Genomic DNA, 19,660 nt, shown 5'->3' on the forward strand with positions numbered 1-19,660 from the left:
TTCAATAACCACACTTTTTTAATGGATCCGATTATTGGAAATGCCACTTTTTGGTGCAATAACAGCGCATCGTTAAACAAACTTCGCTGTTTAATTCCGCGATAAAAATAAGGTTATTGATTAAAAGTGCGTGGGCTTCTTCAAATAGTGCTGATACAGGTGTTTGCACGGATCCACCAACACAAGTTCGTCCTGGGGCGTGGCGCGCGAAACACTGGCTGCCTGACGGCATAACGCCAGGCGCTCCGCCGCCTCTTCCCGCTGCCGGTCGACCTGGGCATTGAGCCGAACGAAATAAGTCCCCAACAACACCGCGACACATAGAACGCCGACGCCAAAATAGCGCAAGGCATTGGATTGAGGGGGTTCCAGCTCACTCATACACTCATTGCACCTTGTGTTTCTGATAGCGAACATCGTCGCCCTCGGCCGTGTCGACCACTGCCCAGCCAAGCCGCTGGTAAAAACCGTTGGCACGGATCTGATCCCGCCCATCCGTGATCAGGAAGAGCGTGTCGTGGTGCTCGAACAGCGCGGCCTCGGCCACTGCCATCAATTGGCGGCCCAACCCAAGGTTCTCGTGAGACGGCAATACAAACAGGGCGAACACCTCGCCTTCGGCAAGATCAACCATTGCAAACGCGACAGGCCTGCCGTCCAGTTCGGCAAGCCATACGCAAGGCGCCTCGCGCATGCTGTCGGCGACGACTTGCGGGGTAATGCCCAGCTCAGCCATCTGCTCGCGGCTTAAGTGGTTCTGCACCACAGCGGTGCGAATGTCGAAAATGGCATTGATATCGCCCGGAGTTGCCAACCGTATAACCGAACCCATGTGCACCGCCTCCCGATGAGACGCTCAATTGTATGTAAATTGAAACACATCGGTTGTGGTGGATTTGTAAAACAGTCAGCCGGATTGCGCGTTAATCCTGCTCACGCCGCCTGAACTGCCCCGGCGCCAGCCCGTGGGCCTTGCGGAAACACCGGGAAAAATACGCCTCGTCGGTAAACCCGCAACGGTGCGCAATCGCGCCGATCATCTGCGGGCTGTTGAGCAGCAGCGTGCGCGCCAGTTGCATGCGCCGGTCGAGCACCAACTGGGAGAAGGGTTTGCCGGTTTCCTTGCGCAACAGGTGGGTCAGGTAGTTGGGCGACAGGAACGCCGCCGCCGCGGCATCCGTCAGGTTCAGCGACGGCTCGTGCAAATGCTCGCGGATGTAGCCTTGCACCCGGGCCAGGGCATCCTTGCGCCCACGCCGGGTGGCGTTGTTGGCGGCGAACGCCTGGAGCGGTTCGGCGTACTGTTGGCACACCAGCCCGATCAACTGGAACAGGTAACCCTTGAGCCGCTCCCGGGCGCCGAAGCTGCGGTGGGCGTCCAGGCTACGCATGTGTTCCAGCCAGGTTTTGACTTCTTCGAAGGCCGCGTCGTCGAGGATGAAGTCCAACTGCTCCTGGAAGCGGAACGGCGACAGCTCCGGCGCCTGGCCGATGGGGATGTCTTCCAGGTCCAGCGGGTCGCAGGTCAGTTGCGGCAGGAAAAAACCCTGGCTGAAATTGATCAGCATGAAGTCGCCGTCGTCGGGATGGGGAATCACGTGCAGGCGATGGGGCAGGATAAAGGCCAGGGCCTTTTTCGGGAACGGGCGCACCGCGCCGCCGATGTGCTGCACGGTGTCGCCACCCAGGTTGATCTGGATCTGGAAATATTCGTGGCGATGGGGGCTGGTCAGCGCCGCCCTGCCCCGCTTGTCGCGGATGTAGAAGTCGGAGCGGTCGCTGCGTTGTTCCATGCCATAGGTGGTGATGCGGGTGCCGGGCATACACGTTTCTCGGGGGGCCTGGGCACCACTGTAGCGTCAACCCTGGCCGAGGGTGAAGCTCAGTTCCGCCAGGCCGTCGATCCCGGCGGTCACCACATCGCCCGGTTGCAAGGCGCCGACGCCCGCCGGGGTGCCGGTGAAGATCAGGTCGCCGGCCTTCAATGCCACCGATTTGGAAGCATGGCTGATCACCTCGATGACCGACCAGATCTGGTCCGCCAGGTCGCCCACTTGGCGTTGCTCGCCGTTGACCTTGAGCCAGATACGCCCGCTGACCGGATGGCCGACGGCACTCACCGGCTGCAACGCCGTGCAGGGTGCCGACTCATCGAAGGCCTTGGCCCACTCCCATGGCCGCGAAGCCTTTTTCGCCTGGGCCTGGAGGTCGCGGCGAGTCAGGTCGATGCCCAGGCCGTAACCCCAGATATGCGCGAGGGCATCTTCCGGGGCAATGTCCACCCCGCCCTTGCCGATGGCCACCACCAACTCGACTTCATGGTGCAGATCGGCGGTCAGCGGCGGATAGGCGATCACGCCCTCGGCGGGCACCACGGCATCAGCTGGCTTCATGAAAAAGAACGGCGGCTCGCGGTCGGGGTCGTGGCCCATTTCGCGGGCATGTTCGCTGTAGTTGCGCCCGACACAGAACACCCGGCGCAGCGGGAAGCGGGCGTCGTCGCCGTGGATGGCAAGGGACGGGGTTTCGTTGGGGGTGATGACGTAGCGGGTCATGGCATGTGCCTCTTCGATTACCTGGGGCCAGTATGCGGACGGGCTCCGGGGCGAAGTTGGACAGGCTTACGCAGATTTTGTACTGGGCGGTGCATCGGTCACTTTGCCGAGCGAACCCAACACTGCTAGCCTCATCGCGCTTTCAACCCCTGATCCCGCAGAAAGGACTCTGATGAACATCATTCGCGCCGTCGCCCTCTTCGCCGCCTCATTGTTCTCGATGAACACTTCAGCCAAGGCCCCGCTTCCGGGATTCCAGTTGCCCAAGGCAGATTCGGAATATGACGAGAAGGTGTTGGCGGATATCAAGAAGATCGGCTGGCACCATGTGCATGTGCGGGCTGAAGACGGTGAGCCTTCGTTCGCCTACTCCCTGGGGTTCTACGCCAACTTCGGCCAACCGGAAATCATCGTATTCGGGCTGCCCCCGCAGATTGCCCAGCAGTTGCTGAACATCGCCGCGATCCGCTTTGCCGGTGCAAAAGCCGCCTATGAAACCTACAAGCCCTATGACGATATTGCCGAAGGCATGCGCATCGCCTTCATTCCTGTAGACCGCAGGCACTACCGCGAGTACCTCGGTTATGCCGGCTGGTTCTACGCCTCGATCAAAGCTGATTTCCCTGCGTTGCAAATGGTCTGGCCGGACAAACAAGGGCGCTTTCCGTGGGAGCCCAACTACGACCAGTCGTTCTCAAGGCTCCAATTGCTGCTGGATAAATAAGGGTTATTTACGCGCCAGCTTGTAGCGCAAACAGTCCTGATAAAAACTCTGGCGAATCACCTCGGGCTTGACCCGCGAACGGCTGTCGTAGGTCTGTTCGGTGATGCCCATGGCCATCATGTGCATCCAGGGTTTCTTGAACTGGTAGGTCTTCAGCTTCTGCCGCGCGGCGTACAGCGAGACGCCCGACAGCTTCAATTCCTGGGCCCGGGCGGCGGTGCCAGCCCCCCAACTGCACATGTACTTGTCGTTGTCCCGCAGCTCCCGTGCCTCAACCGAAACCGCCCCACCCGCCAGGGAACAGGCGATCAGCATGATTCCAACATTGCGCATTTGCATCCCGCCTAACCACCTGAAAATAAAAGTGATTTTGGCGAGAATTTTGTTACAAAGGGGCCAGCAAATTGCCTTCTCGATGAATTTTCCGACCTGAAACCGAACCAAGTAACAGCGCTGCCACTCAGGCATTTTGCCACTATTGGTTGCCGATGGCCCATTGCCTGACGATAATCGCGGCGCTCTCCCACACTCACGCAAGGAAACGCCGTGAAAAAGCTTCTACTGTTGACCCCATTGCTCGCACTGCTGTTGCAAGGCTGCGGCGTCACCATGACGCAATACGAGCCGAACTTCGATAACGTCCAGGTCCTCAAGCAAGCAGCGCCGCTGCAACCCGTCAGCAATGCCCAGGTGACGGCCGCATCGGGCGAAGGCTCGTTGTCTGTACGTGCCAACCCGATCCGCTCGCCCAGTGGCAGCATCCCGGCGCATATCCAGGCTGCAATCACCCAGGAACTGCAACTGGCAGGCCTGCTGAACCCGCAAGCAGAACGTCATCTGCAAGTGCTGGTGGTGAAGAATTCGCTGTCGGCAGGCATGGGCTCCGGCAACGGCACCCTGGCCGCGCGGTTTACCCTGCTCAAGGGCAATGACGTGGTGTACGACGCGACCAAGGAAGTGAATCACACCTGGCCCAGTTCGTTCTTCGGGTTCATTGCGATCCCGAATGCCGCCAACGCCTACAACCCGATGGTGCGGGATTTGCTCAAGTCGCTGTACAGCGACCCGTTGTTCATCAAGGCGCTTAAGTAAGGCCTGGGCTGCGAGGATCGGCCACCCTGCCCTCGCAGCTGTTTCAAACGTTCAGTTACGTGTCACGCTCGTGGCACGCCGGCATCCAGCGCCGAATACTTCAGGTTATTACCGTCGACCATTTGCTTGAGCAGGGCATTGACCTGGCGGGTGAAGGTATCGGTCACCGCGTCTTTCGGCGTGTTGGCCATCAACGGGATGAACCAGATGCCCATCCAGGTATTGATCGAGTCGTGGTTGGTGCCGGTGCTCAGTGCCTGGCCTTGTGCGTCCACCGATTCCAGCTTCATGGTGTACTGATCAGTCCCCAGCGCCGGAATGATGGTGAAGGTAAAGCCGCTGATAAAGGCCAATACCAGTTGGCCGCCACCCGGTGGATGGTTGTAGACCTTCAGGCGCAGGCTGTAATCGCCTGGCTGCTTCTGGAATTCATCCAGGGTCACGCGACCAAACAGGCCGGAGTCAGTCAGGACTTTCTGCAGCTGTGGCTTGAGCATGTCACGCGCTTGTGGGACTTCGGCCGCGGCGGCATTTGTCGGCTCGCCCTGGTAGAACTTGAAGTCTACGTAGACGTTCGGTTTGTTGGCGTAGCTGGCCTTCGACGGCAGCGTGACAGGTGCGACTTCGTCCTTCGTGAAGCTGGCGCAGCCGCCCATCGACAACGTGATCAGGGCCAACCCCAGCATTTTTCCAATGTGCATTACGACTTCCTTAGTGAATGGAGCGTCTCCATGGCCGGAGTTGCTGGGGGCGGATGATAAAGAGTGGGCGGCGATGTTAAAAGGCCATCTCCCATAAAATACTGACGATCACTGTAGGAGCGAGCTTGCTCGCGAAAATCGTTAACGATAACGCAGCGTGTCTGGCTTAGCGCGCTGCTCTCAGGTTCTTCGCGAGCAAGCTCGCTCCTACAGTAAATGGGTGTTTACCACTGATAGGTCGCACTGGCCTGCACGGTACGCTGCGAGCCATACCAGCACCACGAGTAGGAATAGCAGGACGCGACGTACTCTTTATTCGCCAGGTTGGTGGCGTTCACTGCCAGGCGCAGGTTGTCACCCTGACGATTGATGTGCGGGATGTCGTAGTGCACCGCTGCATCGAACAAGGTGTAGCCCGGCACCTTCAGGGTGTTGGCGGTATCGCCCCAGGAAGAACCGACATAGCGCGCACCGGCGCCTACGCCGAAGCCCTTCAGCGTGCCGTCGTGCAGGGTGTAATCCGCCCAGGCCGACGCGGTATGACGCGGCACCGCGTAGGTGGTGGTGCCTTCGGCCGCAATGGCCGGGCCGACACCGATGTCGCTGATGGGCGCATAACGCACGGTGTTGTTGGATTTGCTGATGCGGTTATCCAGGTAGGCATAGGCCGCAGTGATATCCAGGTTGTCGTTCAGGCTGGCCTTGCCTTCCAGTTCAAACCCGCGGGATTGCACTTCACCGTCCTGAATCTGGCAGCGGGAGCCGTTGCACAGGTGGGAAGCGTCCGGGTCCAGCGTCGGTACGTTGGTCTGGCGCAGGTCGAAAATGGCAGCCGTGATGAAGCTGTTGCTGCCCGGCGGCTGGTACTTGATGCCGATTTCCGTCTGCTTGCCCTCGGTCGGCTGGAACGTCGAACCGCCGTAGCCCGTGCCGGATTGCGGCTGGAACGATTCCGAGTAGCTGACATACGGCGCCAGGCCGTTATCGAACAGGTAGACCAGGCCCAGGCGGCCGGTGAAGGCCTTGCTGTCCTGGGACGACTTGGTCTTTTTCTGGGTGGTCATCGCCAGGGTACTGTTGTCGGTGCTGGCCCAGTCATAACGCCCGCCCATCAACAGCACCCATTTGTCCCACTTCATCTGCTCTTGCAGGTACACCCCCGTTTGCTCGCTGCGCGAGGTGGCGTCGCTGGTGTAGGCCGGCACCGGCACGGCCGCGCCGTAGACCGGGTCGAAAATATCCAGCGTAGGCCCTGCCGTGTACACGCCGCTGCCCGACTTGGTGTCGGTGCTGGTGTTCTGGTAGTCGGCGCCCATCAGCACGGTGTGCTGCAACGGCCCGGTGTCGAATTTGGCCTGCAACTGGTTGTCGAGGGCATAGGCGTCGATGTTCACGTCGCTGGCGATGGTCGAGCGGCGGATGGTGCGGTAATCGCTCTCCAGGTAGTTGCTGTAGAGGCTGCGGTATTGCCCTTCGCTGCGCAGGTAGCGCGCATTCTGGCGCACGGTCCAGACATCGTTGAAGTGATGTTCGAAGGCGTAGCCGATGGAGTAATACTCGCGGTCGCTCTTCTCGAAGTTTTTCTCGCCGTCGTAGAAATCCACGTCGATCTTGCGCCCCGTCGGGCTGTGCAGCACCGAGCCCCAGGCTGGCATCGAGCCGTAGGACGCGCCCTTGGGGTCCTTCTGGACGTGCCCGAGCAAGGTCAGCGAGGTATTCTCGTCCGGGCGCCAGGTGAAGGCGGTGGACAGGGATTGACGCCGGGTTTCGGTGTGCTCGATCTGCCCGTCGGCATCGTCGAACAGGCCGGCAACGCGGTAGGAATACACGCCTTGGTCGTCCAGCGGGCCACTCAAGTCAAAGGTCGTGCGCTTCTTGTTGAAGGTCCCGTACTCGACGCCGACTTCATGGAACGGCGTGTCGAGCGGGCGTTTGCTGACCATGTTGATCACACCGCTGGGCGTGCCCTGCCCGTACAGCACCGACGCCGGCCCGCGCAGCACTTCGACGCGCTCCAGGTCGAAGGCGTCTTTTTGCGGCAGGGCATCCCGGCTCGACGGCATACGGAGGCCGTCGAGGTAGGTCGCCGGGGTGAAGCCACGGATGGTCAACTGGTCGAGACGCGAGGCGGTGGAGCCACGGGTTTCCGGGATCACGGCAGCGCTGTAGCGCAGGATCTGGTTGAGGCTCTCGGCGTTCTGCGCGCGCATCTGGTCCTTGGTGACCACTGAGATCGACTGCGGGGTTTCGATCAGTGCGGTGTCCGTCTTGGTGCCCGACAGGCTGCGGGTGGCCACGTAGCCAGACACCGGGCCGGTGGGGCTTTCCGACTGGTACGCGCCGCTGATGGTGGTGGCCTGCAACTCCATGGCGCCATCGGTGTGCGGGATGGCTTCGAGACGGTAGCGGTCGTCGGCGATCTTCAGGGCTTGCAGGCCGCTGCCGGCCAACACTTGGGCCAGGGCGGCGTCGGTATTGTATTGCCCGTTCAGGCCATTGCTGTGTTTGCCACGGGTCAGGCTCGAATCAAAGGCCAATACCAGGCCCGCCTGTTCGGCGAGGCTGTTGAGGGCCTGGCTCAGGTCACCGGCGGGAATGGAGAACGCAGCGCTTTCAGCCGCGTAGGACGCTTGAACGGTCAGCAGGGGTACGGCGGCAAACGCCATCGCCACTGAAAGGGTCAATGGCTGTAAAGGACGAGCAAGGCGCGACATGAGAAGTCCTGGGAAATGGGGGTTCTATTAGTCATGACGGCCATGTCGGAAAATCGGGTATGAATGAGAGCAGTTTTTATTCAGACTTTTTACAGCGGCTTGATCACCACCACCAAATCCGTGAAGTACTCCACCTTGATCGGCAGGTTATCCGCCAGCGACGCCAGTGCCGCGCCGGTGTCATCGAGCTTGAATACCCCGGACACGCGCATCCCTTGCAGCGCCTGCGGATCAAAGCGCACCAGCCCATGGCGGTAACCGGCGAGGGTTTGCAGGACCTCGCTCAGGGGCTGGTCGTCGACCTTGAGCAAACCACGGGTCCAGGCATCCGGGTCGGCGTTGCCGATGGGTTGTGGGGTGCCGGCACGGCCGTCCTGGAGCGTGGACTTCTGCCCCGCCGGCACTTTCACGTCGCCCGCAACGGTGCCTTTGACGGCCACGGTGGACTCGATCACGGTGACCACGGTCGCGCCATCCTCGGCCTTGCGCACCAGGAACCGCGTGCCCAATGCCGTGGCCGTGCCCTGGTCGGTGTGCACCACGAACGGCCGTTGCGCGTCCTTGGCTACCTCGACCCACATCTCGCCCTGCAACAGTTCGATCACCCGTTGGTGGCCGTCAAACTTCACGTCCAGTGCCGAGTTGCTGTTGAGCTGTACCTGGCTGCCATCGGTCAGTGCCACCTGGCGCCGTTCGCCCACGCTGGTGCGTTGGTCGGCCATCCACACCGGCAGGCGCTCAATCCCGGCCCAGCCGCACAGCAACACACCCAACAGCGCGACGGCCTGGGTGCTACGGGCGGCAAACCTTGTTTTCTGTGGGGCAAATGCACGGTTCAGGGCCATGCGCGCCGGGGCGGCGGGCAACTCGTCGAGGCTGCCCCACAGGCTGCGCATGCGCTCGATGGCGACGGCATGCCGTGGATCGGCCTGGCACCATTTCTCGAAGGCCGCGCGGTCGGCCTCGGTCACGTGGTCGTCGTGCAACAACGTCAGCCAGCGGGCGGCTTCACTGATGATCTGCTCGGAACTCACGACAGCGGGTCCGCCCCGTGCAGGGTGTGATAGCAATGCACCAACGCACTGGAGATGTAGTTCTTCACGGTGCTGGAAGACACCTGCAGTTGTTCGGCGATTTCGCTGTAGGTCAGCCCGTCGAGGCGACTGAGCAGGAATGCCTCGCGGGCCTTGGCGGGCAGGCCGATGAGCATTTCGGCAATGCGTTCCAGGGCCTGCAGTGCCACATGAATCGCCGCCGGGTCCGGCATGCCGGCATCTTCGCTCTGGATCGCCAGGGCTTCCATGTAGGCCTTTTCGATGCGCCGCCGACGCGCGCCATCGATCATCAAGCGCCCCGCCGTGGTGGCCAGGAAGGCGCGGGGTTCCTTGATGGTATGGGGGTCGGCCAGCAGCAGGATGCGGATAAACGCGTCGTGGGCCAGGTCGGCGGCATGTTGCGAGCAGCCGAGTTTCTTGCGCAGCCAACCGTGCAACCAGGAATGATGGTCGCTGTAGAGGGTGGTGATGGTCTGCTGGCGACGGGCTATATCACCATCAGCTACAGGAAAGTCATGCATGCGCAAAAATTTCTCAAACAAGAAAGATTACCAATTGCGCGAACGATGACAGTAAAACGAAGGGGGAGCAAGGATGGAGTGATGGGTTGCAACGAATCTGCGACTTGCTGTGCCCACCTTGAAAGCGACCAGTGCGCACGCGACACTTCTGCGACTCATACAAGGACATCACGCATGACAACCTTCGCCAACACGGTCTCCACCCGCGAGGCCTATCAACTGCTCAAGGACGTGGCATTAGAGGTTCGAACGCTGAAACCCGTCAGCTCCAGCGACGAGCAAATGGTTGTCGACATCGACGGCTGGCAGGTCACGCTGTCAACCTGCGGGACGGCTCTGGAGTGCTGCCTGCGCTGTATTGCACCGGATAACAGGCAAGGTTCACTGGACACCTGGCAACGTTACGGCACCAATCCGCTCGATCTGATGAGCCTGTGGGAGCGAACGCAGCTGCAGCGCCTGGTGCATGCAGCCTTCGTTCGCTGAACGTGCCCTTTGCCAGCAATCACCCACTGCCAACATCAAACACTTTATGGATTAACGCCAGCTCCAGGAAACCCCGGTGTAAACCCCCATGCCATCCCCCGGCGTCGACCGCGCCACATCCAGCCCCTTGTCGTCATAACCCGGCGTGACCGTGTTCGCGTAACGCCGGTTGGTCAGGTTGCGCAGGTCGACCCAGGCTTGCCAGTCGTGCTTCGGCGCGTCGTACCCGAGCGTCGCGCCGAGCAGTGTGTAGGCCGCCGCGTAGTAGGAGTTGGCGTAGTCCACCGCGACCCGCGATGAATGTTCGCCATTGAGGCTGGTGTAGAAACCGCTCGGGTGGCTGTAGCGCAATTGCGCCTGGTAGTAGTGCCTGGGGATGCCGGGCAAGGTGTTGTCGCTGAAGCGGTCGTCGTTGCGGTAGTGGAAGTCGCTGTAGGTGTAGGCCTGGCGCAGGGCGAGCTGGCCCGTGCGGCCCCCGTCCCACAGCGGGCTGATCAGGCTCAGCTCCAGGCCTTGGTGCACGGTAGGGCTGGCGTTGGATTCGGCGATTATTGCGGACGTGGTGGACGTCGCGGCCTGGGTTTCGACGCTGAGCAGTTCGTGGCGCACCTCGGAGCGGTACAGCGCCAGGTCCCACTGGCCGAACCACGCTTCACCGCGACCGCCGACTTCCAGGGTGGTGGCGGTCTGGTTTTTCAGCTTCACCCCTTCACGTTGCAAACCGCTGGCCGGGCCGCTGCCCACGGGGAAGTACTTGTTGGAACCCCAGATCATCGACCACGCATGGGGCGGTTCCACCGAGCGACTCAGGTTGCCGTACACCTGCAATTGGGGGCTGAAGTCGTAGCGCAGGCCAACCCTGGGCGCGTAATCCCAATCGTGCTGGCTGACGGGTGTGTGGGTCTGCGGGTAGCTGACTTCGGTTTCACGACGGGTGTAGATTGCCGCCAGCCCGGTGGTCAGCCACAGGTCCGGCAGCAGTTCCAGGTCATTGCCGATATGCAGCACGGTGTCCGAACCCAGGTAGCTGTAGTCGCGGGTCCTGGTGCCGGGCGCGTAGCCCGCCGTATTGTCGGTGGGGATCCGCACGAACTCCGAGCCGCCGTTGTTCGGCATCGCCTGGGTGGTGCGCAGGCCGAGGGTGGTCTTGCTGTCACGCCCGAACAATGTGTCCTGGCGGATGTAATTCAGGGTGCCGCTGACGTCGGTGTAGGCAACCTTGAGACGGTTGATGCCCTCGCGCAGGTCCATCGGATAATCGTGATACGCCAGCCCGACCTCGACCCGGGCGTTGTCGTCCAGGTGCAGGGTGGTTTTGTTGGCGATCCAGGTCGAGCCCGGTTGCGTGCGTTTCGAGTCTCGCGCCACGTTGAGGCTGGCGGCGGCGCGCGGGTCGTGGCTGATCTGGTCGCGGGTCAGTTTGCCGGGGGAATCGTTGTCGGTTTCGCGGTAGCGAAAGTAGAAGCGGGTTTCCAGGTCGGGGTTGAAGCGGTAGCCGAAGTTGGCCGCGATGCCCTTGCCGCTGCCGGCGCTGTGGTCCTGGAAACCGTCGTATTGCGAGTCGGTGAGGCTGATGTAGTAGTCGGCATCCCCCAGCACCTGGCCCGAACTGATCTCCCGCTGCGCGTAGCCATGGCTGCCGGCTTCGTAGCGTACTTGCAGCCTGGGCGCGTCGTAGCCGGTGTGGGTCACGTAATTGACTGCCCCACCCAGGGCCAATGCGCCCTGGTCAAAACCGTTGGCGCCACGCAGCACTTCAACGCGGCTGAGCCACAACGGGTCCTTGAGTTCGTAGGGCGTGCCACCCGGGCCGGTCAGTGGCAGGCCGTCGAAGGTTTCATACAGGCCGGAAGCGTGGGCGCCTGGGCCCCGGTTGATACCCGAGCCACGGATCGAAAGCTTCACCCCTTCGTTGTTTGCCGCCTTGGCATAAACACCGGCCTGGTACTTGAATACGTCCTCGTTGGTGCTCACCCGCCCCTGATCGACGCTGCCCATGTCGATGTAGTTGGTAGCGCCGGGAACGCTCTTGAGCTGGACCTCGGCCAGTTCGTCGGCGCTGAGTTCGGCGCTGCTGACTTCGACGGGTGCCAGTTGCAATGTGTCGTCAGCCTGGGAAACCGGGCTGAAGCTCAGGGCGGCGCCAAAGCCCAGCAAGGGCCAGGCTTTTCGGGAGGTGAACGGAAACGCGGGGGGCATGGGGGTAAATCCTTGGAATTCGTTTTTGCGACGGGCTCGGTCCGGCACAAGGTCTGTGGTGGGAAGCCCGTGAAGCGCGGCGGGTCACCATTGATGAACGCACAGGCCCCCATCGGTGTTAAGTCCAAAATAGAATTACCAAATGCAAACTCAGTATTTATGGAAATAAGCGGCACCGATTACTGTAGAGCCATTGAGTCCCCAGAGATTTACGTCATGCAAACATCCGCCACCGTCATCGATTTCACCCTCCACCGCAAACGCCGCCAGGCTCGCGCAGCGGCTGAACTGATGTGGGCGATGTATGCGGCACGGGCCGGGGTCGCGCTGTTTACCGCACACGTCACCACGTCCAGCGATACCCGCCGGGCGTGAGGCGATGAATTTCCTGCACGCGATACCCGAAGTGCCCGACCTCCCCACCAAACCCAAGGACTGCAACAGCGGCGACGATGACGCCATCGGCCAGTGCGTCGCGCAGAACCTGCAGCGCCTGCGCAGTAAACGCTACCTGTCGCTGGATGCCCTGGCGCGCAACTGCGGCGTAAGCCGGGCGATGCTCGCGCAGATCGAGTCCGGGCGCAGCGTGCCGTCGATCAAGGTGCTGTGCAAGATCGCCAAAGGCTTGAAAGTGTCGGTGGCGGCGTTCCTGGAAAATCGAGCGTTCGAAGGGGTTGAGCTGCTGCCGGCGCAACAGAGCAAACGCCTGGTGAGCGCCGATGGCAGCTTCATCAGCCGGGCGCTGTTTCCCTACGATATGGCGCGCCAGTCGGAGTTCTACGAGATACGCCTGAAGGCCCTCGGCGAGGAGATTTCAGAAGGTCACGGGCCCGGGATCCAGGAAAACCTGGTGGTGGCCCAGGGCGTGCTGGAAGTCAGCGTCAACGAGGAACGCTACCTGCTGTCCACCGGTGATTCGATCCTGTTCTACGCCGACCAGCCCCACCGCTATCGCAACCCCGCAGACAGTGAGGCGGTGGCGTTCCTGGTGATCACCTACCCGGAACGCCTGGACTGAAACGCAAAAAGCCCCGGCACTCGCCGGGGCTTTTTAGATTTCACGCCAAACCAATCAGCAGGTGCAGCACATCATCGGCATGCCGTTGCAGCTCATCATCATCGGCATGGCGCAGTCGTTCATCATCTTCATCATCAGCATGCAGCAGTTGTTCATCATGTCCATGCTCATGCCAGGCATCGGCATCATCTTGCAGGTCATGCAGTCGGCTTCCATCTTGCATTCCATGACGCACTTCATCATCGGCATAGGCATGCCCATCGGCATCATCATCGGCATGTTCATGGTCGACATGCTGTTCATCATCGCCATGCCGTCTTCAGACATGCACATCATCGACATGTTGGCGCACTGCATCATCATCGGCATGCCGCAGTTCATCATCATCGCCATCATTTCGGCGTTATTCTTGAACATCGCCATGTCCATGCCAGCGGCCGGCATCATGGTGCACATCATGGCCTCGTCGGTCATCTTGCAGGTCATGGTTGCCATCATCATCGGCATGCCCATCATCGGCATCATCGGCATCGCGTTGTTCATTGGCATCTGCATGGCGTTCATCATCTTCGAAACTCCGTAATCGACAGGAAATGAGTAAGTTCTGGGGCCGATTCTAGAGAGGCCGCACAACGGCGCAAGACGCTGGCCCAGCAGCAGGAATAGACGCTGCATGGGGATTTCCCGGGGCGCGGCAGCGGATAATTCCGCGATGACAGATGCTTTGGCGTGATCACGCCGGCCGGCTCCGCTATCAGGGCCAAACCGGCGCGATGGATATGCGATTGGGGAATGGCCCCCAATCAGAAGGAAATAAACGATCTAACCACGGTAGAAATACCCGCTCATTCGGCGAAGAAGCGGTTCGCCGGACGCGGCAGTCCGAGGTTTTCCCGCAGGGTAGAGCCTTCGTACTCGCGCCGGAAGATCCCGCGCCCCTGCAACTCGGGCACCACCCTGGCCACAAAGTCATCGAGCCCGCCCGGCAGCCACGGGAACATGATGTTGAAGCCATCGCTGCCCTCTTCTTCCAGCCACTGCTGCATCTCATCGGCAATACTGTGGGCGGTGCCGACAAACGAGAGACCTGCATAACCGCCAAGACGCTGGGCCAATTGGCGCACCGTCAACTGTTCGCGATCAGCCAGCGCCAGTACCCGTTCGCGGGAGCTCTGGCTGGCGTTGGTTTGGGGAATCGCCGGGAGGTATTGGTCGGGATCAAACTTCGTCGCGTCGGTACCCAGCGCGATCGACAGCGAGGCAATCGCACTTTCGTAATGCACCAGGCTGTCGAGATGCGCACGAATCCGCCGCGCATCTTCCAGCGTATCGCCGACCACCACAAACGCCCCGGGCAAGATCTTCAGATGGTCGGGATGCCGCCCCACCGCCAGCATCCGGCGCTTGATATCGGCATAGAATTTACGCCCTTCCTCGAGCGTGCCGGGCGCCACGAAGATCACCTCGGCGGTTTCTGCCGCCAATTGCCGGCCGGGCTCCGAGGCGCCGGCCTGCACGATCACCGGCCAGCCCTGCACCGGGCGGGCAATGTGCAGCGGGCCGCGCACATTGAGGTAGCGGCCCTGGTGATTGAGGGTGTGCAGCTTGTCGGGGTCGAAGTACACACCGCTGTCGGCATCGCGGATGAAGGCATCATCGGCCCAACTGTCCCAGAGCCCGGTGACCACATCGTAGAACTCCCGCGCACGGGCGTAGCGCTCGTCGTGGGCATAGGGCTGCTCCAGGCCGAAATTCCGCGCCGCATCCGGGTTGGCAGTGGTGACGATATTCCAGCCGGCGCGACCGTTGCTCAAATGATCCAGGGACGCGAAGCGCCGGGCAATGTGGAACGGTTCGTCGTAGGTGGTCGAGGCCGTGGCTACCAGGCCGATGTGCTCGGTGGCCTGGCTCAGGGCCGACAATAAGGTGAACGGTTCGAAGGAGGTGGCGGTGTGGCTGCGCTTCAACGCGTCAATAGGCATGTTGAGCAGGGCCAGGTGGTCGGCCATGAAGAATGCATCGAAACGCGCTTTCTCCAGGGTCTGGGCAAACTGCTTGAGGTGCGTGAAGTTGAAGTTGGCGTCACGGTAAGCGCCGGGATAGCGCCAGGCGCCGGTGTGGATGCTGACCGGGCGCATGAACGCGCCCAGCTTCAGTTGGCGTTGAGTGGTCATGGAAAGCCCCTGATCGAGAGGGGCCCAGCATCGGATGGGCGAACGGCGTCTGTCTAATAACCAAAGGATCTGGCTTATGCCTGCGCGGATCGGCTGTTGTAGTCCGCCAGAAATTCTTCGGAGGCGACATGGTCTGCCATGCCCCGCAGCTGCGCGGCTGAATCATGCCCCAGCACCTCCTCTACCCGGTTATTGGCCGCCGCCCAATACACCAGCGCCTCACTGAACAGCGCTTCGCCCTTGGGCGTGAGCACGCAGCGTTTGGTGCGCTTGTCCAGGGCATCCGGGCGCAGCTCGACAATCCCGTCGCGCACCAGCGGCTTCATCGCATGGGTCAGCGCCGACATCAGGATCGCCAGGCGTCCGGCCAGCTCCTGCAACGTCGGCCCTGCCTGCTCATCCACCGCCGCCCACCGGGCGATTTCACCCAGCAAGCCGACCTGCGTAGCCTTCAGGCCAATCGGCGCCAGCGCTTCGTCATACAGTTGGCCCAGCCGCCGGGCGGCACGGCGCAGTGCGTTGTTGGTGCACGCCACGTCCCCCAGCAGGCTCAAAAGGTCGGCACGGGCATCAGGCTTGTCAGTCTTGTGTGTTGGCATTTTCAGATCCTCCATGCCGGTAGAATGATTGAGTACTAAACCATTGACAAGGACAAACGCCAAGCCTATAACTTGAGCCCTCAACAATATTGGTTGAGTACTCATCTATTGGAGCCGTTCATGTCGATCCCTGCTTCCACAAAAATTGCCCTGATCACGGGTGCTTCTTCAGGTATTGGCGCTGTGTATGCCGACCGATTGGCAGCCCGTGGCTACGACTTGATCCTGGTCGCCCGTCGTGAAGACCGCCTCGAAGCCCTGGCGGCGAAGATCACTCAAGCCTACGGGCGCCAGGTCCAGACCATCGGCGCCGACCTGGTAAACCCCGCGGACCTGGCCCGTGTTGAAAGCCTGCTCGCCGGCAACCCGGCGATCCAGGTGCTGGTGAATAACGCCGGCCTGGCCCGCCTGCATCCGCTGGCTCAATCCTCGGTCGAGGATTCCACGACCCAGATCGCCCTGAACATCACCGCCCTCACCCGCCTGACCCACGCGGCGCTGCCGGGCATGCTGGTGCGCAATGAAGGTTTGATCATCAACGTGGCATCGGTGTTGGGCGTGCACTCGCTGCCGGTCAGCTCGGTGTACAGCGGCACCAAGAGCTATGTCCTGGCATTCAGCCGTGGCTTGCAATCGGAACTGGCGGAAACCGGGGTGAAGGTGCAGATCGTGTTGCCGGCAGCCACCGCTACCGAGATCTGGGACGCGTCGGGCATTCCGCTTTCCGCCCTGGAACAGGAGTCGGTCATGACCACCGAAAACCTGGTGGACGCGGCACTGGCCGGGCTGGATCAGGGTGAGACGATCACCTGGCCGTCGGTGGCCGATGGTTCGTTGTGGGAGACCTATGATGCGGCGCGTGGTGCGTTGTTTGCGGCCACGCAAACAGGCAAGCCGGCGCCCCGGTATGGGATTGTCTGAGGCGCCAGCCGGCTTTATTGAATACCGATGGAAATGCGCCGCACAGTCTGCTCCTCACGGGGCAGGCTGATGTCGCCTTCGTAGGTGCACTCGCGGCCGGCGCAGCTGTTTTCCACGGTCACCGGCGCAAGGCTTTTGACCGGAAAGCGCGGCTTGGGCTCAGCCTGCGGCGTGAGCGGTACAGCGCTGAGGACAGGTGCCTCGTAGGTCAGGTCCAGGCTGGACGCGTGGGCCTGGGTGGCCAGAACGGCGAGCAGTGCGCTCGCCATGACAGTCCTTGTAAACAACATCGAAATCTTTCCGGGCAGCAAAAAATGAAGGGGCAATGATAACCCCTTGAGCTGCCGGGTTGAAGTCAACGTGCCTGGACGGCAGGTTCCAGCACCAATACGTTGGAGGGGCCCGCACGGAATGTCGGGTTGTGCTTCGCGGCTTCCAGCATGTGCGGCGCTGCGTGGTGATCCTTGAGCGCCGCCTTTGAAGCCCACGTCTCGATCAACACAAAACTGTCGCTGTTGCCCTCGACCGGATGCAGGTCGTACTGGATGCAACCGGCTTCGGCCCGGACCAGCGGAGCGAGCCCGGCAAAGGCCGCCAACTGGTCCGCACCCCGGCCAGGCTGGGTATTGATGATGACGACAAGCCGCACTTCATCGGACATAAACAGCACCGTTATCGATAAGGAAATTGAGAGGCCACAGTAAGGGATGCCATTCTCTGGCGCTATGAAAAATCTATCAGTAAGCTACTTTCACTGATTGGATTGAGTCAGCACTCAAGCCCTCCCCCTTTTCTGCACCCGGCGATAACCACGTGATCGAAGTAACCGAAGTTTCCATTGCCCAGCTGCGCACTGCGCTCGAATCCGGCCAGACCACGGCGGTTGAACTGGTCGAGGCTTACCTCGCCAGGATCGACGCCTACGACGCCCCCACGACTGTCACCGCGCTCAACGCGGTGGTGGTGCGCAACCCGCAAGCGCTGGAGGAAGCCCGCGCATCCGACGCACGCCGGGCCAGCGGCACAACCCTGGGCCCGCTCGACGGCATTCCCTACACAGCCAAGGACAGCTACCTGGTCAAGGGCCTCACCGCCGCCTCCGGCAGCCCGGCTTTCGCGAACCTGGTTGCCTACCGCGATGCGTTCACCATCGAGCGACTGCGGGCAACAGGCGCCATTTGCCTGGGCAAGACCAACATGCCGCCGATGGCCAACGGCGGCATGCAGCGCGGCGTATATGGCCGGGCCGAGAGCCCGTACAACGCCGACTACCTCACCGCACCGTTCGCCTCGGGCTCCTCCAACGGCGCCGGCACGGCCACCGCGGCGAGCTTCGCGGCGTTTGGCCTGGCGGAAGAAACCTGGTCCAGCGGGCGCGGCCCGGCGTCCAACAATGGCCTGTGTGCCTACACCCCGTCCCGTGGCGTGATCTCGGTGCGCGGCAACTGGCCGCTGACCCCGACCATGGACGTGGTCGTGCCTTACGCCCGGACCATGGCCGACCTGCTTGAAGTGCTCGACGTCGTGGTCGCAGAAGACCCCGACACACGCGGCGACCTGTGGCGGATGCAACCCTGGGTGCCAATCCCCGGCGTCGCCTCGGTACGCCCGCAATCCTACGCAGACCTGGCCGCGACCGGCGATGCACTCGCCGGCAAACGCTTCGGCGTGCCGCGCATGTACATCAACGCCGACCCCGAGGCAGGCACCAGCGACGCCCCGGGAATCGGCGGCCCTACTGGCCAGCCAATCAAAACCCGGGCCTCGGTGATCGAGCTCTGGGAAGCTGCGCGCAAGGCACTTGAAGCCGCCGGCGCAGAAGTGGTCGAGGTGGATTTCCCGCTGGTCTCCAATTGCGAAGGCGATCGCCCGGGCGCACCGAAAGTGTTTACCCGAGGCCTGGTGTCCAAGGAATTCCTCCACGATGAATTGTGGGAACTGTCGGCCTGGGCGTTCGATGATTTCCTGCGGGCCAATGGCGACCCTGCGCTGAACCGCCTGGCGGATGTCGACGGCCCGAAGATCTTCCCCCACGACCCCGGCACCCTGCCCAACCGCGAAGACGACCTGGCCGCCGGCATGGACGAATACGTGCGCATGGCCGAGCGCGGCATCACGCCGTGGGACAGGATCAGCACCGTGCCCGACGGCCTGCGCGGCCTGGAACAGACACGACGCATCGACCTTGAAGACTGGATGGATAACCTGGGGCTGGATGCGGTGATTTTTCCGACAGTCGCCGACGTAGGTCCGGCGGATGCGGATGTGAATCCCGCGTCGGCGGATATCGCCTGGAGCAACGGAGTGTGGGTCGCCAACGGCAACCTCGCCATCCGCCATTTGGGCGTGCCGACAGTGACGGTGCCCATGGGCGTCATGGCCGACATCGGCATGCCGGTGGGGCTGACATTTGCCGGCCGGGCGTATGACGATTCGGCGCTGCTGCGATTGGCATCGGCCTATGAGTCGACGGGCAGCAAGCGCCTGGTGCCGCCGCGCACGCCGGCGCTGGTGGCTCGTCAGGACTGATTGATTTCGCTGCTGATCTTGCGCATCAACCGATCGGCTTCCGACCCGGGTTCAAATCGAAAGCCACGCATCTCATCGAGGAGCAGGCAATCGCTGATGGCCTCCCAAAGTTGCTCCTGGGTCGGCTTGTTGCGCAACAGTATGTATGAAAGCAGCAGGCGTTCGATGGGAACGCCTCGAATACAGGCCGTTTCAATGATTGCCAGCAGGATAAAGCGCAGTCGAACTTCCCGCTCCGTGGGCCAAACCGTTTTTCGCTTACCCAATGCCGGGCCTCAGTGTCAGGAAAAGCGTGAGGCTATGGCCCAGAGGGGTGGCGTTTCAAGCGCTGCATGGGGAGAAAGCCCTGCTCCTACACAAAACAGGGAAAAA

At 61.7% G+C, this 19,660-nt stretch carries 23 protein-coding genes; 8 read left to right on the top strand and 15 right to left on the bottom strand.

Translation table 11 applies throughout. From position 1 onward, the window contains the following. Positions 1-120: 120 nt before the first annotated feature. From HX807_RS11500 to HX807_RS11515, 4 genes are all read right to left on the bottom strand, one after another. Positions 121-381 (bottom strand): hypothetical protein, encoded by a 261-nt coding sequence (locus HX807_RS11500; protein WP_003219703.1) that lies wholly within the window; start codon positions 379-381, stop codon positions 121-123. Between the two features lie 4 nt (positions 382-385). Then, entirely contained in the window at positions 386-832 is a 447-nt protein-coding gene (locus HX807_RS11505; protein WP_003219700.1) for a GNAT family N-acetyltransferase, read from the bottom strand. A gap of 91 nt (positions 833-923) precedes the next feature. Beyond that, positions 924-1,823 (bottom strand): AraC family transcriptional regulator, encoded by a 900-nt coding sequence (locus HX807_RS11510; RefSeq protein WP_087693025.1) that lies wholly within the window; start codon positions 1,821-1,823, stop codon positions 924-926. Positions 1,824-1,859: 36 nt separating this feature from the next. After that, the gene (locus tag HX807_RS11515) at positions 1,860-2,555 is read right to left on the bottom strand and encodes a fumarylacetoacetate hydrolase family protein (protein WP_177050007.1); all 696 of its coding nucleotides are present in this window, start codon (positions 2,553-2,555) and stop codon (positions 1,860-1,862) included. Positions 2,556-2,727: 172 nt separating this feature from the next. Here HX807_RS11515 and HX807_RS11520 point away from each other — a divergent pair, with 172 nt between their 5' ends. After that, complete coding sequence (locus tag HX807_RS11520) at positions 2,728-3,279, top strand: DUF4262 domain-containing protein (RefSeq protein ID WP_003219697.1); 552 nt, start codon at positions 2,728-2,730, stop codon at positions 3,277-3,279. Between the two features lie 3 nt (positions 3,280-3,282). On the opposite strand, the gene HX807_RS11525 is transcribed toward HX807_RS11520, so the two are convergent. After that, positions 3,283-3,612: a hypothetical protein gene (locus HX807_RS11525; RefSeq protein WP_023658946.1), complete on the bottom strand. Its 330-nt coding sequence runs from the start codon at positions 3,610-3,612 to the stop codon at positions 3,283-3,285. 213 nt (positions 3,613-3,825) lie between these two features. Between HX807_RS11525 and HX807_RS11530 the strand changes: the two genes are divergently transcribed. Continuing rightward, the gene (locus tag HX807_RS11530; RefSeq protein ID WP_003219695.1) at positions 3,826-4,371 is read left to right on the top strand and encodes a hypothetical protein; all 546 of its coding nucleotides are present in this window, start codon (positions 3,826-3,828) and stop codon (positions 4,369-4,371) included. A 62-nt stretch (positions 4,372-4,433) separates the two neighbouring features. Here HX807_RS11530 and HX807_RS11535 read toward each other — a convergent pair whose 3' ends face one another. The 4 genes from HX807_RS11535 to HX807_RS11550 all read right to left on the bottom strand — a co-directional run bounded on the left by HX807_RS11535 (position 4,434) and on the right by HX807_RS11550 (position 9,362). Next, positions 4,434-5,072 carry a hypothetical protein gene (locus HX807_RS11535; protein ID WP_134326911.1) on the bottom strand — a complete coding sequence of 213 codons (639 nt, stop codon included), beginning with the start codon at positions 5,070-5,072 and terminating at the stop codon, positions 4,434-4,436. Positions 5,073-5,296: 224 nt separating this feature from the next. Further along, positions 5,297-7,786, bottom strand: a complete 2,490-nt coding sequence (locus HX807_RS11540) for a TonB-dependent siderophore receptor (RefSeq protein WP_177050009.1) — start codon at positions 7,784-7,786, stop codon at positions 5,297-5,299. 89 nt (positions 7,787-7,875) lie between these two features. Next, on the bottom strand, positions 7,876-8,820 hold the full coding sequence (locus HX807_RS11545) for a FecR family protein (protein WP_008435992.1): 945 nt from the start codon (positions 8,818-8,820) through the stop codon (positions 7,876-7,878). Beyond that, on the bottom strand, positions 8,817-9,362 hold the full coding sequence (locus HX807_RS11550) for a sigma-70 family RNA polymerase sigma factor (protein ID WP_003219688.1): 546 nt from the start codon (positions 9,360-9,362) through the stop codon (positions 8,817-8,819). The genes HX807_RS11545 and HX807_RS11550 overlap by 4 nt, the downstream gene beginning before the upstream one ends. Before the next feature lie 174 nt (positions 9,363-9,536). On the opposite strand from HX807_RS11550, the gene HX807_RS11555 reads away from it, so the two are divergent. Then, the gene (locus HX807_RS11555) at positions 9,537-9,848 is read left to right on the top strand and encodes a hypothetical protein (RefSeq protein ID WP_102605590.1); all 312 of its coding nucleotides are present in this window, start codon (positions 9,537-9,539) and stop codon (positions 9,846-9,848) included. 51 nt (positions 9,849-9,899) lie between these two features. On the opposite strand, the gene HX807_RS11560 is transcribed toward HX807_RS11555, so the two are convergent. After that, complete coding sequence (locus tag HX807_RS11560) at positions 9,900-12,047, bottom strand: TonB-dependent receptor domain-containing protein (protein ID WP_177050011.1); 2,148 nt, start codon at positions 12,045-12,047, stop codon at positions 9,900-9,902. A gap of 216 nt (positions 12,048-12,263) precedes the next feature. On the opposite strand from HX807_RS11560, the gene HX807_RS11565 reads away from it, so the two are divergent. From HX807_RS11565 to HX807_RS31940, 3 genes are all read left to right on the top strand, one after another. Continuing rightward, complete coding sequence (locus tag HX807_RS11565; RefSeq protein WP_003219684.1) at positions 12,264-12,422, top strand: hypothetical protein; 159 nt, start codon at positions 12,264-12,266, stop codon at positions 12,420-12,422. A 4-nt stretch (positions 12,423-12,426) separates the two neighbouring features. Next, entirely contained in the window at positions 12,427-13,065 is a 639-nt protein-coding gene (locus tag HX807_RS11570) for a helix-turn-helix domain-containing protein (protein ID WP_008436005.1), read from the top strand. 61 nt (positions 13,066-13,126) lie between these two features. Beyond that, entirely contained in the window at positions 13,127-13,648 is a 522-nt protein-coding gene (locus tag HX807_RS31940; RefSeq protein WP_177050013.1) for a hypothetical protein, read from the top strand. Positions 13,649-13,910: 262 nt separating this feature from the next. On the opposite strand, the gene HX807_RS11580 is transcribed toward HX807_RS31940, so the two are convergent. Both HX807_RS11580 and HX807_RS11585 read right to left on the bottom strand, forming a co-directional pair. Further along, a complete protein-coding gene (locus HX807_RS11580) occupies positions 13,911-15,239 on the bottom strand; it encodes an LLM class flavin-dependent oxidoreductase (RefSeq protein WP_177050015.1) in 1,329 nt (442 codons plus the stop codon). Positions 15,240-15,313: 74 nt separating this feature from the next. Beyond that, on the bottom strand, positions 15,314-15,838 hold the full coding sequence (locus HX807_RS11585; protein ID WP_003219677.1) for a MarR family winged helix-turn-helix transcriptional regulator: 525 nt from the start codon (positions 15,836-15,838) through the stop codon (positions 15,314-15,316). 120 nt (positions 15,839-15,958) lie between these two features. On the opposite strand from HX807_RS11585, the gene HX807_RS11590 reads away from it, so the two are divergent. Then, positions 15,959-16,759: an SDR family oxidoreductase gene (locus tag HX807_RS11590; RefSeq protein WP_102369415.1), complete on the top strand. Its 801-nt coding sequence runs from the start codon at positions 15,959-15,961 to the stop codon at positions 16,757-16,759. A 14-nt stretch (positions 16,760-16,773) separates the two neighbouring features. On the opposite strand, the gene HX807_RS11595 is transcribed toward HX807_RS11590, so the two are convergent. Continuing rightward, positions 16,774-17,028, bottom strand: a complete 255-nt coding sequence (locus HX807_RS11595; RefSeq protein ID WP_177050016.1) for a hypothetical protein — start codon at positions 17,026-17,028, stop codon at positions 16,774-16,776. Between the two features lie 86 nt (positions 17,029-17,114). After that, a complete protein-coding gene (locus HX807_RS11600) occupies positions 17,115-17,420 on the bottom strand; it encodes a putative quinol monooxygenase (protein ID WP_003219672.1) in 306 nt (101 codons plus the stop codon). Positions 17,421-17,572: 152 nt separating this feature from the next. Here HX807_RS11600 and HX807_RS11605 point away from each other — a divergent pair, with 152 nt between their 5' ends. After that, on the top strand, positions 17,573-19,288 hold the full coding sequence (locus tag HX807_RS11605; protein ID WP_177050020.1) for an amidase: 1,716 nt from the start codon (positions 17,573-17,575) through the stop codon (positions 19,286-19,288). Here the strand turns inward: HX807_RS11605 and HX807_RS11610 are convergent. Then, complete coding sequence (locus tag HX807_RS11610) at positions 19,279-19,554, bottom strand: hypothetical protein (protein ID WP_008436022.1); 276 nt, start codon at positions 19,552-19,554, stop codon at positions 19,279-19,281. The two genes, HX807_RS11605 and HX807_RS11610, sit on opposite strands and share 10 nt — an antisense overlap. Positions 19,555-19,660 lie beyond the last annotated feature (106 nt).

Origin of the sequence: Pseudomonas sp. D8002 (assembly GCF_013385695.1) — a bacterium.
Taxonomy (GTDB): Bacteria; Pseudomonadota; Gammaproteobacteria; order Pseudomonadales; family Pseudomonadaceae; genus Aquipseudomonas.